Origin of the sequence: Stenotrophomonas sp. SMYL11, from assembly GCF_036320005.1 — a bacterium.
Classification (GTDB): Bacteria; Pseudomonadota; Gammaproteobacteria; order Xanthomonadales; family Xanthomonadaceae; genus Stenotrophomonas; species Stenotrophomonas maltophilia_A.
The window spans coordinates 56,635-70,838 of sequence record NZ_JAWIRS010000008.1; the positions used below are offsets into that span (position 1 = coordinate 56,635).

The 14,204-nt window shown below is 61.7% G+C and carries 13 protein-coding genes and 1 tRNA gene; 10 read left to right on the forward strand and 4 right to left on the reverse strand.

What is annotated here, in order from left to right:
- The first annotated feature begins 83 nt into the window (after window positions 1-83).
- Window positions 84-641, forward strand: coding sequence for a GNAT family N-acetyltransferase (locus V3B46_RS12670; RefSeq protein WP_329892041.1), 558 nt, complete (start codon window positions 84-86; stop codon window positions 639-641).
- A gap of 7 nt (window positions 642-648) precedes the next feature.
- Here the strand turns inward: V3B46_RS12670 and V3B46_RS12675 are convergent, their stop codons facing one another.
- A complete protein-coding gene (locus V3B46_RS12675) occupies window positions 649-1,122 on the reverse strand; it encodes a GNAT family N-acetyltransferase (RefSeq protein ID WP_329892042.1) in 474 nt (157 codons plus the stop codon).
- Between the two features lie 107 nt (window positions 1,123-1,229).
- On the opposite strand from V3B46_RS12675, the gene V3B46_RS12680 reads away from it, so the two are divergent.
- The gene (locus tag V3B46_RS12680; RefSeq protein ID WP_329892110.1) at window positions 1,230-2,120 is read left to right on the forward strand and encodes a dihydrodipicolinate synthase family protein; all 891 of its coding nucleotides are present in this window, start codon (window positions 1,230-1,232) and stop codon (window positions 2,118-2,120) included.
- A 36-nt stretch (window positions 2,121-2,156) separates the two neighbouring features.
- On the opposite strand, the gene V3B46_RS12685 is transcribed toward V3B46_RS12680, so the two are convergent.
- Window positions 2,157-2,233, reverse strand: a tRNA-Arg gene (locus tag V3B46_RS12685).
- Between the two features lie 109 nt (window positions 2,234-2,342).
- On the opposite strand from V3B46_RS12685, the gene V3B46_RS12690 reads away from it, so the two are divergent.
- The 6 genes from V3B46_RS12690 to V3B46_RS12715 all read left to right on the forward strand — a co-directional run bounded on the left by V3B46_RS12690 (window position 2,343) and on the right by V3B46_RS12715 (window position 8,142).
- Entirely contained in the window at window positions 2,343-2,933 is a 591-nt protein-coding gene (locus V3B46_RS12690; RefSeq protein WP_329892043.1) for a phosphatase PAP2 family protein, read from the forward strand.
- Window positions 2,934-3,042: 109 nt separating this feature from the next.
- On the forward strand, window positions 3,043-3,351 hold the full coding sequence (locus V3B46_RS12695) for a hypothetical protein (protein WP_049421333.1): 309 nt from the start codon (window positions 3,043-3,045) through the stop codon (window positions 3,349-3,351).
- A gap of 145 nt (window positions 3,352-3,496) precedes the next feature.
- Entirely contained in the window at window positions 3,497-4,546 is a 1,050-nt protein-coding gene (locus V3B46_RS12700; protein WP_480981965.1) for a polysaccharide biosynthesis/export family protein, read from the forward strand.
- 13 nt (window positions 4,547-4,559) lie between these two features.
- Window positions 4,560-5,252, forward strand: a complete 693-nt coding sequence (locus tag V3B46_RS12705) for a YjbF family lipoprotein (protein WP_329892044.1) — start codon at window positions 4,560-4,562, stop codon at window positions 5,250-5,252.
- Window positions 5,249-6,022, forward strand: a complete 774-nt coding sequence (locus tag V3B46_RS12710) for a capsule biosynthesis GfcC family protein (protein WP_329892045.1) — start codon at window positions 5,249-5,251, stop codon at window positions 6,020-6,022. The genes V3B46_RS12705 and V3B46_RS12710 overlap by 4 nt, the downstream gene beginning before the upstream one ends.
- Window positions 6,022-8,142, forward strand: coding sequence for a YjbH domain-containing protein (locus V3B46_RS12715; RefSeq protein ID WP_329892046.1), 2,121 nt, complete (start codon window positions 6,022-6,024; stop codon window positions 8,140-8,142). The genes V3B46_RS12710 and V3B46_RS12715 overlap by 1 nt, the downstream gene beginning before the upstream one ends.
- 183 nt (window positions 8,143-8,325) lie before the next feature.
- Here V3B46_RS12715 and V3B46_RS12720 read toward each other — a convergent pair whose 3' ends face one another.
- A complete protein-coding gene (locus V3B46_RS12720; protein WP_329892047.1) occupies window positions 8,326-10,554 on the reverse strand; it encodes a polysaccharide biosynthesis tyrosine autokinase in 2,229 nt (742 codons plus the stop codon).
- A gap of 38 nt (window positions 10,555-10,592) precedes the next feature.
- Window positions 10,593-11,033: a low molecular weight protein-tyrosine-phosphatase gene (locus tag V3B46_RS12725; protein WP_049421330.1), complete on the reverse strand. Its 441-nt coding sequence runs from the start codon at window positions 11,031-11,033 to the stop codon at window positions 10,593-10,595.
- 310 nt (window positions 11,034-11,343) lie between these two features.
- On the opposite strand from V3B46_RS12725, the gene V3B46_RS12730 reads away from it, so the two are divergent.
- Window positions 11,344-12,765, forward strand: coding sequence for an undecaprenyl-phosphate glucose phosphotransferase (locus tag V3B46_RS12730; RefSeq protein ID WP_154263337.1), 1,422 nt, complete (start codon window positions 11,344-11,346; stop codon window positions 12,763-12,765).
- A gap of 99 nt (window positions 12,766-12,864) precedes the next feature.
- On the forward strand, window positions 12,865-14,199 hold the full coding sequence (locus tag V3B46_RS12735) for an oligosaccharide flippase family protein (RefSeq protein WP_329892048.1): 1,335 nt from the start codon (window positions 12,865-12,867) through the stop codon (window positions 14,197-14,199).
- Window positions 14,200-14,204 lie beyond the last annotated feature (5 nt).

Here is a 14,204-nt window from a genome sequence, read left to right on the forward strand (position 1 = left end):
ACCGAAACCATCAAGGTCCCGCTCTGGGCCGATCGCGCCTGGCGACCTAGCCTGTGCACTCTCTTTGTTCCCGTGGAATTGACATGCAGCTGCACACCGAACGCTTGATCCTTCGCCCCTGGCGCGATACCGACGCTGCCGATCTGTACGAGTACGCCCGCGACCCGCGGGTCGGGCCGATCGCTGGCTGGCCGGTGCACACCAGCGTTGAGGAAAGTACCGAAATCATCCGCACCGTCTTCAACCGGCCAGAGGTCTACGCGCTGCAGAGCCGCGAGGACGGCCACGCGATCGGCTGTGTCGGCATCCTGATCGGCACCGACAGCAACTTCGAGATCAGCGATCGAGAGGGTGAGATCGCCTACTGGATCGGCGTCCCGTACTGGGGTCGCGGACTGGTGCCCGAAGCGGTGCGCGAAGTGATGCGACACGCCTTCATGCAGCTGGAACTGGACGCACTGTGGTGCGGCTACTTCGCTGACAACCTGCAATCGCTCAGCGCGCAGAGCAAATGCGGCTTCCAGCATCACCATACCGAAGTGAACAAGTTCAACAGCTTCCTCGGCGACTACCGCACAGAGCACATCAGCCGCATCACCCGCAAGCAATGGTTTGCCCTGCAGGCCACCTTGCCAGCATGAGCGGAGTTCAGGCCGACGTGCGCTGCATGAACAGAAGTTCCGGCGTCGAGAACGCATCAACCTGCTGGAAACCGAGGTCGCGATACAGGGTCACGGCGGCGGTGTTGTCACGATAGACGCGCAACGTGAGGCGCTGCACACCGTCTTCGCGCATGGCCTGTGCACTCAAGGCGTGCATGAGCAGCCGGCCAAAGCCGCGCCCGCGTGCCAGGGGGGAAACAATGATGCGACCCAGGTGCGCGGTGCCGGCGTCGGTCATCCAGTACTGGCCAAAGCCCAGGCACTGGCCCTGCTCGTCCAGCAGCGCCCAGCCCGGCCTCGGCCCGAGTTCGAGCACCTGCGCGAACCGTTCCTGCGACAAGGGAAACGGCACGCCGGGGCCCGCCCAGCGCTGGGTGGCCTCGCCGGAATCAAGCCAATCGGCAATGGTGGCGTAGTGGAAAGGCTGGACGGCGCAAAGGTTTGGTTTCATGACGCTCATGGTGCGCCATTTGCACTGGACAGACACGCTGCAGGACGGCACTTGATTTTTGTCATAGGACAATAAAAATGCCAAGCGTCCAGCCCATTCCCCCTTCGGGAGATCCCATGTTCAAAGGCCTCAGCGCGTTTCCATTGACCCCGCTCTCTGAAGCCGGCATCGACTTTCGTGCGTTTGCCGGACTGGTCGAGCGCCTGGCCGATTCCGGTGTTGATTCGATGGGCGTGCTTGGCTCCACTGGCAGCTATGCCTATCTGGAGAAGCACGAGCGCAAGCGCGCGTTGCGCGAAGCGCTCGCGCACTCCGGGGGTGTTCTGGTGATCGCCGGCATCGGTGCATTGCGTACTCGCGATGTGCTGGAACTGGCCCTGGACGCCGAGGATGCAGGTGCTGCAGGCCTGCTGCTCGCCCCCGTGTCTTACCAGCTCCTGAAGGACCATGAGGTGCAAGCACTGTTTGAGACCATTTGTACGGCGGTGCGTACACCGATCTGCGTCTACGACAATCCAGGCACCACGCACTTCCGCTTCTCCGATGCCTTGCATGGCCGGATCGCCGCGCTGCCCAACATCGCTTCGATCAAGATTCCGCGCCTCGCTGATGATCCGGCCGAGGCGGCCGCCCGCGTTGCTGCACTCCGTGCATGCGTTCCCGCGCATGTGACGCTGGGCGTCAGTGGTGACGCCTCGGCGGTGCGTGGACTGCTGGCGGGGTGCGATGGCTGGTATTCGGTGACCGCCGGACTGTTCCCCGAGGTTGCGCTGCAGATCATGCGGGCCGTGGGTAGTGACGATGAAGAGGGTGCTATTGCCCTGTCTGCGCGGCTGGCGCCGCTGTGGTCCCTGTACGACCGGTTCGGCGGGATTCGCGTGATGGCCTGCGCGGCGGCCCTGCTGGGACTGTGCAGCGAGAACTGCCTGCCGTTGCCGTTGCAGGGGCTGCGGGACGGTGAGCGCGAGGAGGTGGAGGCGGTGCTGGGTGGGCTGGGGTTGTTGTAGAGCCCCGGAGTGCGGCTGCCATGCGCCTGCGGAAGATGGTGACCCCGGCCCGATTCGAACGGGCGACCTTCCCCTTAGGAGGGGGACGCTCTATCCAGCTGAGCTACGGGGCCATTGGCAGCGGGAAAGGATACCTCGTCTGGCTGAATGGACCAAGCGCGGGGCGTTCTGCAGGGCCCTCGGAGTAGATATGCTGGCCCGCCGCGACCCGTTGTGAACTGGATGTCCGACGTCTGGCGAACCCTCTCCGCTCTTGGCGACAGCCGCTGGCTGCTGCCGATGGCCCTGGTGCTGCTGATCACCCTGCCCCGTGCAGACGCACGCCTGAAATGGCGATGGCTGCTGGCCATCGCCGTCACCGCCGGCGTCACGCTTGCCTCAAAGCTGGCCTTCATGGGCTGGGGGATTGGCATCAAGAGCGTGCACTTCACCGGTTTCTCCGGGCACGCGGCAATGTCCAGTGTCGTCTATCCGGTCGTGGGTGTACTGCTTGCCGGCCCCGGCAAGCGCGCACGGGCGATCGGCCTGGTAATCGGCGTGCTGTTGGCCAGCGCTATTGCCTGGTCACGAATCCCGCTGCATGCCCATAGCCTTTCAGAAGTCATTGCCGGACTGGCACTTGGGCTGAGCTGCAGCACATGGGCACTGCACGCCGCATCACCCGTCGGCCGTGCCCGTGTGAAGGCTGTTGTCGCTGCCGTACTCGCGGGGATGGTCCTGCCCCTCGCCTTGCCGGACGTCCACACGCACCAACTCGTCATTGCACTGGCAAAGCTCATCTCCGGCAGGGCTGAGATCTTCCAAAACTTCTAAGAATCGCCAATGCGACTCCACATTTCCTTCACGTTCCTTGACAGGGCAAATGAATAGCAGCCAACATAGCGGTGGAAAAATTTCCCTCACGGAGTAGGAGACCCCGTAGATGAAGAAGATGATTGCCGCCCTGGCCCTGCTGGGCCTGTCCTCGCCGGTGTTCGCTCAGGAAGCTCCTGTCGCCGCCGAAACCAGCGCTGAAGTTGCTGGCGCTGAAGCTGCTGGCGCTGCCGCCACCGGCACCCTGACCACCGTTGCCACCGTGGGCCTGGGCGTTGCCGCTGCTGGCGTGCTGTACAGCGTTGCTGCGGACAGCAGCAAGGACGACGCGGGCAACAACGGCGGCACCGGCACCACCAACCCGCCGACCGGCACCACGGGTACGACCGGCACCACCGGCACCACCGGCACCAACTGATCGGTCAGCCGAAGCGGTACCCCCGCCCTCGCCGGGCGATGTTCGGCGAGGGTTTTTTCATGCCCGTTCGGGCCAGGAACAGATTTCGATGGACTGCAAGCGTTTCGTAGCCACAATGACGGTGGCACTCACCCTGACCGGCTGCATGTGGGCTCCAGGTCAGCATCTTCGCTCGAGCACTTTCGCTCGCGATGATCAGCCCATCGGCAATGACCAGATCGATCTGATTCCGATCACGCCCAAGCTGATTGCCATGGAGCGCGCCACCCGCGATGTCGCGACGATCCCCACTGCCCTGACCCAGTATCAACCGGGCCCGTATCGCATTGGCGCCGGCGACATCCTCTACATCACTGTCTGGGATCATCCGGAACTGACGGTGCCGGCAGGTCCGCAGCAGCAGCTCAACGCCGCGGGTCGCCTGGTGCAGTCCGACGGCACGCTCTTCTACCCTTACATCGGCAAGATCACCGCCACGGGCAAAACGCCCGGCGAACTGCGCGAAGAGATCACGACCAAGCTGGCGCGCTACATCGAAGCGCCGCAGGTGGACGTGTCGATGCTGACCTACGCCAGCCAGCGCGTCTGGGTCACCGGCGCCTCGCGCCAGGCAGCCACCGTTCCACTGACGGTAACCCCGCTGACCATGGGCGATGCCATCAGCCAGGCAGGCCTGGATCCGACACAGGCCGATCTGTCCGGCATTCGCCTGACCCGCGATGGAACAACGTACACCATCGACCTCGACCGACTGGGCCGCAGCGGCGGCGGTGACACCAACGTATTCCTCAAGGCAGGGGACCACATCTACGTGCCCTACCTCGATCACAAAGAAGTCTTCGTGGTCGGCGAAGTCAACCAGCCCGGCGCAATGAACTTCAAGACCGGCGAGATTTCCCTGAGCCAGGCACTTGGCCGCGCGCGCGGCCTGCTGCAGACCACTTCCAACGGCAATGCTGTGTACGTGATCCGCGGTTCGAATGACCTGCAGAGCACCCCCTCGAAGGTGTTCCACCTAGAAGCCAAATCTCCGACTGCGTTCGCTGTGGCCAGCCAGTTCGACCTGCAGCCCGGCGATGTGGTGTTCGTCGGTGCCGCTGGCGTGACCCGTTGGAGCCGGTTCGTGAACCAGCTGCTGCCATTCACCTCCATCATCAGCAACGCCGCCAGCGCGCGTAGCGACCTGGACAAGTAAGGTGGTCCGCACCATGAGCAGGATCGCTCAGGCTGCCACCGGACATGCAACCCGCCAGCGCCCCGTGGCGCTGGCCTTGCTTATTCTCATCACCGCAACCAGTTGCGGTGTCGTGGGCAAGACCAGCGTCAAGTCGGTGCAGATCGCACTGCAGGGCAAGCCCGATGTGGAGCCAACGGCTGCCGAGGTTGCTGCCAATCGATTCCCGCAGATCAAGGTCACCGGGCCCGCGGGTGGCGCGGTCCTGGTGCTTGGCAACGTCGATTCCGGGCGCCAGGCGTGGTACAGCTCCGAGCGAAGCATCGTCTTTCTCAGGGATGGCATCGTCGTCGGCACCCACGGCAGCAACCCGGAACTGCAGGACATGACGCTCGAAGGGGATTCCCCCTTCCACGCACTGCACCGGATAGCAGACGGCACGACCGTGCAGCGTCGCTATGACGTCATGCCTGATTACAGGTATGGAATGAACGTCACCGGCACCCTGGCCACCTTGGGCAAAGAGAAGGTCCAGATCCTGGAGAGCGAGCGCGAGCTGTTGCACGTGCGGGAGCAGCTTAAGGGCAACGGCTGGAAGCGCGACAACCACTACTGGGTCGACCCTGCCAACGGGTTCATCTGGAAGAGCATCCAGGCCATCGCACCCGACACCAGCCTTGAAGTTGTCCAGCTCAAGCCCTACTCGCAGGACCTGCAGAACCGATGACACTGCGACCGATCATTCTTGCGCTGGCACTGGGGCTGGCTCCCCATGCGCACGCCTCATCGCCGATCAACGTCGAAGCGGTCGGCCATGTTCGCAATCCCGGCATGCACACGCTTCCCGCCGAGGCCCGCCTCAGTGCAGCCGCACTCGCTGCAGCGCCGGATGAAGAAGCCTATATGCTGGGCGCCGCCCTTCTTCGGCAACGCTCGCTGCTGTCCCAGACCCGTCTCAAGGCCGGCCTGCTATTCGATCTGGAAACGCTCGCCTCTCAGGAGGATGCCCCGGAGCTCGCCGATGCGGCCGCACAACTTGCGCGCGAACTCGGCGATCTGCCAGTGACCGGGCGCGAACCGCAGCTCCTTGATCCGCGCCGCCTGGAAGCCAGTGCAGCGGAAAATCGACCCGCGCTGGCCGGCGACCGCGTCGTCTATCCCGGCCGACCCGAAACCGTGCAGGTTGTTGGCGCAGTGGCACAGCCTTGCAAGCTGCAGCATCAAGCCATGCTCGATGCGCGAAGCTACCGCAACGCGTGTGCCTTGCTGCCAGCAGCGAGCCTGGATGATCTCTACGTCATCCAGCCCGACGGCAAAGTGCAGCAACTCGGCGTGGCCCTGTGGAACCGCAGCACGCCCGTGTACCTTGCTCCTGGCGCGGTGATCTACGTGCCGCTGGACGCCGCCAGAATCCGCACGATTGCCCCGGATGTCAACGAGGATGCCGTGCGCTTCCTTGCCACCCAGGTGCTGGATGCACCCGGAGTTTCATACTGATGCGCCATCGCTCCATCCCACTGGCACGCGCCAGTGTTGCCCTTCTCAGCCTGAGCGTCAGCGCTATATTGCACGCACAAACCGCCCCTGCCCCCACCGCGAGCGATTGGGGCGGCGTCGGCCTGCTGCAGACCCCCACCGCACGCATGGCCGACGACGGCGAGGTGAGCTTCACCGCAAGCCATACTTCGCCCTACAGTCGCTACAACGTGGTGATGCAGCCCCTGCCATGGGTTGAAGGCGCATTCCGCTATGTATCGGTAGCGAATCGACGCTATGGCCCGGAGTGGCTGAGCGGCAAGCAAAACTACAAGGACAAATCCATCGACCTGAAGGTCCGGCTGTGGCAGGAAAGCCGATGGGCCCCCGAGGTGTCCGCAGGCTTCCGCGATATCGGTGGTACCGGCCTGTTCTCCAGCGAGTACCTGGTTGCAAGCAAGCGGTTCGGACCGGTCGATGCAAGCCTTGGTCTTGCCACTGGCTACATCGGCAATCGAGGAGACTTCTCGAATCCGCTTCGGGTGATCAGCGATCGCTTTGAAGAGCGCCCGCGCGCGCAGGGCACTGGCAACTTCAACAGCAAGGGCATGTTCCGCGGTCCCGTCGGCATCTTCGGCGGCATCGCCTACCAGACACCCTGGGAACCCCTGCAGCTGAAGCTTGAGTATGACGGCAACGACTACAAGCGCGAACCACAGAACAACAATCAAACGCAGAAGAGCCCAATCAACCTGGGCGCAAGCTATGCCGTGAATCGCAACGTGCAACTGCATCTTGGCTGGGAACGCGGCGACACAGCCATGTTCGGCATTACCCTGCGCGGCAATGTGGCACGAGCGAAGTCCACGCCCAAACTGCTGGATCCGCCTCCGGTTGCCCGAGCATCCGCGGCACCCTCGGCGCAGTCAATGGATGACATCGACTGGCCCGCCTTGAGCCGGACCTTGGAAGAGAACGCCGGCCTCCGTGTCACGGGCATCAGCCGACGTGGATCGGAAGTCATCGTCAGCGGTGAACAGCGTCGGTTCTACTACCCCGCGCAGGGTGTTGGCCGTGCGGCGCGCATCCTGGATTCCGAACTGCCATCCGATACCACCTGGTTCACGATCGAGAATACCCGCCTGGGCGTACCCGTCGTGGAAAGCAGCATCGAGCGCAGCACCTTCAACAGCTACCTGGACAATCGTACCCCGCTGAGCGAATTGGCCGGCCACATCGAGCAGGCAGCGCCTGCGCAGCAGCGCCGCGAGAGCCTTTATGCGGCACCACTTCGACGCTACGACGGCGCGTTCAATATTGGATACCAGCAGCAGCTGGGTGGACCGGATGGCTTCTTCCTGTTCCAGGTCGCAGGCACCTACTCGGCCAACTTCCACTTCACGCGGAATACCTGGCTGAGTGGAACGGCCAGCTACAACGCGTACAACAACTACGACCGCTTCCGCTACGACGCGCCAAGCAACCTGCCCCGGGTCCGCACCAACATCCGTAAGTACCTGACAACGGAAGACCTGACTCTGACCAACCTGCAGCTCACCAGCAATCATCAGCTGGGCAAGGACCTGTATGGTTCGGCCTACGCCGGCCTGTTCGAGGCCATGTACGGCGGCGTCGGTGGCGAGATCCTCTATCGCCCCCTCAACGAGCGCTGGGCGGTGGGTGCCGAGCTGAACTGGGTGAAGCAGCGCGATTTCGATCAGCGCTTCAGCTTCCGCGACTACAGCACTACCACCGGCCACGCCAGCTTCTACTATCAGTGGGGCGATGAGCACAAGATCACCAGCATGATCAGCGCTGGCCGCTATCTGGCGAAGGACTGGGGCGCCACGATTTCGGTCGCGCGCGCCTTTGACAATGGCGTCAACATGGGCGCGTACGCCACCAAGACCGACGTTTCGTCCAAGGACTTTGGCGAAGGAAGCTTCGACAAAGGCATCTTCATTTCGATTCCCTTCGACTTCCTGCTGCCTCGCTCGACGCGCGCGCGCGCAACGTTCGCATGGAATCCGCTGTACAGGGACGGCGGCGCACGCCTGAGCCGAAGCTATGCGCTTTACCAGCTGACTTCAGAGCGGGATCCGGACTTCTTCTTCGACAATCTCGACAGAATTGACGACTGACGGCGGGCACCCACCTCATTCGACAGTGACCTAGAAAGGGCCGGTTGCCAGCGCAGCCGGCCCTTCTCGTTTGCCTGTTCTGCTCCAGTATCCCTCAACCAAAAGAAAGGGCCGGCTGCACGTGCAACCGACCCTTTCTGTCTCTCGGAGGGAAAAGCTCCTCAGCTCACCCCATCCGAGCAATCACTTCTCGCTTGAGGCGTACTCGTAGTAGCCGTAGCTGTAGTAGCCCGTGGCACGCTTCTCCACCGCATTGAAGATCGCGCCCTTCACCTTCACGCCATTCTGCTCGAAGCGCTTCATCGAAAGCTCGATCTCCTTCGGCTGGTTCACGCCGAATCGAGTCACCATCAAGGTAGAGCCTGCGTGGTTGGCGACAATGGCGGCGTCAGTGACCGCAAGAATCGGCGGCGTATCGACGATCACCAGGTCGTATTCCTTGGCCAGACCCTCCAGCAGCTGCAGGAATCGCGGATGCATCAGCAGCTCGGACGGGTTCGGCGGAATATCACCGCGGGTGATGTAATGCATGTTCTCCAGGCCCGGGAAAGCATGAATCGCATCCTGCAGGGTCACTTTACCGGCCAGAACATCAGACAAGCCCCCGGAATGCGACACGCCCAGCACCTTGTGCAGGGTACCCTTTCGCATATCAACGTCGACGACGAGAACCTTCTGCCCCGCCTGAGCGACGACAGCCGCCAGGTTCGCCGAAATGAAGGTCTTGCCGACACCGGGCCGCGGGCCCGAAATGGCCAGAATGTTGTTCTTGGCCTCGAGCATTGCAAAGTGCAGGCTTGTGCGCAGGCTACGCAATGCCTCCACTGCCAGGTCGGCAGGCTCGGCGGCGGCCAGAAGGTGGGACCGGCCATCTGCCACCACGCGCTTCTTGCCGCCCTTGCCCTTCTGAACCTTCAGTAGATTCCGCGAGTTGCTCAGCGGAATGGCCGCATACACCGGCAGCCCCAGTTCCTCGATCTGCGCCGGATCCTCCACGCCAGGATTAAGCATGCGGAGCAGGAAAACCGCGGCCGTGGACAGGAATGCGCCCAACAGGAACGCCACAAGAACAATCAGCGGCTTGCGAGGCTTCACCGGCTTGCTGATATCGACGATCGCGTCATCAACGATCCGGACATTACCAACCGTACCGGCCCGCGCAACATCCAACTGCTGCGCCTGGTTCAACAGCGCGGTGTACAGTTCATTGCTGACCTGCAGATCACGGGTATGTCGCAGCAGCTCCTGCTGCGTATCAGGCAGTGCGCTCACTTCACGACGGAAGCCACTCTTGCGAGCCTCAAGCTCGCCGATCTGGTTCAGCATCGCACGGTAGGCCGGATGCTCACGCGTGAAGCTGCGATCCATCTCCGCCTGCTTCAGGCGCAGCTGCTGGATGCTGGCCTCAACGGCGACCTCCTGCTCGAGCAGCCCCTTGGTCTGCATCGTAATGTCGACGGAATTCGAACGGGACTGGTAAGCCGCCATTGCCGCCTGCGCATCCTCAACCTGCTTGCGCACGGTTGGCAGCTGATCCTTCACAAAGGCAAGCTGCGTTGCCGCTTCAGCAGAGCCTCGATCAACATTCTGCCGGACGTACGCTTCGGCAATGTTCTGCACCAGCGCCTGCGCACGATCCGCATCGGTGTCTTCATAGCTGACGCGAAGGATTCCAGAGTCCTTGCCCTGTTCGGATGCACGGATGTTTTCCTGCAGCCCGGCGATGACATCGAGGCGACGCTGCTTGGTCAGCGTGAAGCGCATGCCCGGATTGGCATTCAGGCTCGCGACTTCAATCTTGATTCCCCGCGCCTCGGCGGGCATACCGACCTTGCCGGCAAGAATGGCTTCGCCCTCGTCATCAAGCAGCGAGTACTCCCCAGTCTTGTCGCCGGCGATAAGCGTCATCGGTTCGTCGAGCAACCGGACCGGAACATCCAGGCGGTGAATCTTCAGTTCATCACCGCCCCAGCCATAGCTGGAAAGCCCCAGAACCGGAGCCGCTACTTCGCCCCCGGCCTCACCCGAGAAACGACGTGCAATCAGCCCCCCCACCAATGGGAAACGCCGGGGCTCGATGACCGTCTCGAGCTGCATCTTGTCGACTGCAGTACCGACAATCGTACGCGAGGTCAGCAGCGCAACTTCGGTGGTGGATGCAGTACTACCGCCTCCGCCCAGAGAGGTCAGATCTGCAAGACCCGGAATGGTGGGCATCTTCGACTCAACCTGCACCGTGGCCTCAGCCCGATACACTGGCGGCGTCAGGATCGCGTAGGCGGCGCCAACCAGCGCGAACAGGAAGGTTGTTCCCAGGATCCACCACTTGCGGTCAATGAGAACGCCCAGCAGATCCCGCAGATCAATCTCGTCGTCTTCGCGGGCGGGCCGCGCACTGGTTTCCTTGGTCATAGCTTCCATTTCTTGAAAAAACCGCACCAGTGCGGCAATTACTTGATGTGGCTGGCCCAGCGGGCAACGCCCTGCTCGATCAAACCGTAGACGTGTTCGAACGCAATTCGCTGCTGACGGTAGGGATCAGGGATCTCCGACCTTCCATCCCAATGCCCCAACAGGAACGTCTTGCCACTTACCTGAGGAACCTCGCGGGCGATTCGCGCCACATGGGACTGCTCCATCACCAGCACCAGGTCAGCCGCCGCAAGCACTGATGGCGTCGCCAGACGCCCTCGATGGGCGCTGGGATCATGCCCCTTCTCCCGAAGCAGCTCTCCTGCGGTTTCATCTATCGGCCGACCGACCAATGCCTGAAGCCCTGCAGATGAGACCTCTACCCCCGTGCGGTCCCGAAGCTGGTGCCGCATGAGCACTTCTGCGGTTGGGCTTCTACAGATGTTTCCGATGCAGACCAGCAGCACCTTGTTGAACATAAGCCAATCCTCTGGCGGGCGACGTGGAGCGCGTACGCCAGCAGGCAACGCTACGCATACGAAAGAAAGTTAGCCAAGCAGCATACCTGACATAAGGCTGTAACTGAACCCAGCCCTACCAGGCCACCGAAGCGGCACCCTACCCCGGAAATCCTGACTCGGGTCACGTTTGGGTGAAGGTTCTGTTATCATCGTGTGATCGATTGTAACAGCTAACTGGTTGGACTGACCGCCGGATCGGCGCCGCCAGCCCCCCCGGGCAGCGAGGCGATTGCTGGATGCACGGATCCTCAACAAGGAAGAAATCGACATGTCTTACATGCCCGCACGGCAACAGGCCGGGCTTTGGAACGTCTCGGGAAACAGGTTCACTCCTGCGCTCAGCTTGGCCTTGAGGATCGGGGATCCTGTCGTCCTGGTGGCGGCTGCACTGGCAGCCTATGCAATGAGATTCGGCGATCTGCACATGCCGATGAACTACGCCCGACTGGTCTCCATCACAGTTCTTTTCGCACTTCTGGTCCTTGGATCCTCGTCATTGTACGAGAGCTGGCGCGGGCGCGGCCTGCTCGCGGAACTCGGCAAGGTCGTGATGAAGCTTGCCGTGATCTTCGGAGGCCTTCTCGCCTACTCGACCGCAATCCAAGTCACGGATGAGCTTTCGCGCATCTGGCTTGCTACCTGGTTTGCCTTGAGCCTGACTGGCGCATTCGCCCTCCGAGTTGGCGTTCGCGGCATCGCGGGCTGGATCCGCGCTCGCGGCGCAGACCTCCGCAGCGCTGTCATCGTCGGTGCCACTACCGACTCCGAGCACATTGTCAGCTCCTTGCGATCGGCGACCTGGGCAGGCATCGATGTGCGCGGCTGGTTCGCGACCCCATCTGATCGAGGCAGCGTGCAGCACGCAAGCAGACTGGGCGATCTGGAAGGGCTCGGCGCGTACGTGGAGGCCAATCATATCGACCAGGTGTGGATTGCCCTGCCGATGCGCGACGAAGACAACATCGCAATTGCCCTGAATCAGCTGCAGCATTCCACTGCCGATATCAAGTTCGTGCCTGACATGTTCGGGCTGCACCTGCTGAACCACTCCGTCGAGCAGGTCGCGGGCCTTCCCGTCATCAATCTCCAGCAGACCCCCCTTCAGGGCGGCGCCCGCCTGATCAAGGCTCTGGAAGACCGCATCCTTGCCGGCCTCATCCTGCTCATGATCTCCCCGATCATGCTCACGATTGCGGTGGCGGTGAAGCTGAGCTCCCCAGGCCCGATCTTCTATCGGCAGGAACGGATGAGCTGGAACAACAAGACGTTCTGGATGCTGAAGTTCCGCTCGATGCCGGTCGACGCAGAAGGCGCGTCTGGCGCAGTGTGGGCAAAGGCCGGCGAAAACCGCGCCACCCGCGTGGGCAGTTTCCTTCGGAAGACCAGTCTCGATGAACTGCCACAGTTCATCAACGTCCTACTGGGCGACATGTCGATCGTTGGACCGCGGCCGGAGCGGCCGGTCTTCGTGCACAAGTTCAAGCACGAGATTCCGTCCTACATGAAAAAACACATGGTGAAGGCGGGCATCACCGGCTGGGCACAGGTCAACGGCTGGCGGGGCTCTACCGATCTTCACAAGCGCATTGAATGTGACCTCTTCTATATTGAGAACTGGTCGCTTTCGTTTGATCTGAAGATTGTCGTCATGACTCTGTTCAAGGGATTTGTCAACAAGAACGCATACTAAATCTCGACCGCAAGCCAGTGCAGGTTACAGCCGAGCACGAGGCAATATCGCAACCGATATCCCAGCTTGCGACCGTTCGCAAGACGCAAGAAGAACATTGTGAGCAGCCCACCCCGCACCTCCAAGTCCCCTCGACTTACAGCCGCAATTCAAATCTGCCTCCTGTGGGGCGGCTCACTGGCGGGAGCAGGACTGGCCTTCCTTACCCAGGTCGTGCTCGGCAGACATATGGGGCCAGGCGACTATGGCATCTTCAGCAATGCGCTTGCGCAATGCATGTTGCTTTCACAGGTAGCTGGGCTTGGCCTCCAAACTTTTTGGCTCAGTGTTTATGGCCGAGAAGGGCGTCATGGGGCAAGATGGATTCCCGGCAGCCTGAAACTCCTTGCAGCATCCTCGACACTGGCGGTGCTCACACTGTTCCTCATCGCAGCTCTTGGCCCAGGCTCACATCGCACAGCCGAAACACTCGCTTTAATGGCGCCAAGCATTTTGGGCTTCGCAGCAGTCGAGCTTGTGGCAGCCAAGCTTCAGCTTGAGGAACGATTCGCATCAGTCGCAGCATGGCAGGTGATTCATCACGGGCTGAGATTCGCGCTCATCTTTCCCATTGTGATGACTGCCACTGGCGAAATCCTGCTTGAGACCAGCGCAGCGTACTCGCTAGCAGCAGTGATCATTGTTGCTATCGCAATCCAGCAGCTGCGCCGGATGCTGCGCAATGATTTTGAACCGCTCGGGCACCACGGCAACCGGGCGGGCGAGGACACAGAGGAAGCCCCAGGAGCACTGAGGACGCTCGTACACGTCTGGCCCTATGGCGCCGACACCCTTCTCTACCTTGCCTACTTCCAATGCAGCAATATTCTGCTGCTGTATCTCGCCGGGGATCGCGACGCAGGCATATATTTTGCCGCCTTCACGATAATGAATGCGACGTACCTCTTGCCGACGACGCTTTACACCAAGTTTCTTCTATCGAAGCTTCATCGATGGGCTCATCATGATCAGACCAAGCTGCTCCGCGCGCTCAAAGCCGGAAGCGCCTCGATGCTCGCGGCCGGTACCGCATGCGGACTTGCCATTTGGCTCGCCAGCGACTTCATCATCAACGTCCTGTATGGCTCGAGATTCCAGGACGCCAAGCCCGTCCTTGTGACTCTGGCGATCTGCGCCCCGATTCGATTCGTCAGCACCAGTATCGGTGCGATTCTGACTACCGGCTCTCAAATGCGAATGCGCGTGACAATCAAAGCACTCTGCGCTGCCCTCTGCGTGGCCCTCAACGTGCTACTTATTCCGGGGCACGGAGCTACGGGAGCGGCGGTTGCCACCCTCGGAACCGAAATAGGATTACTACTGCTTTTTTCGATTGCCATCTACGTTAGACGCACCGCTATTTTCAGGAGTGCGCACACTCAGTATGCGCACTAATCTAA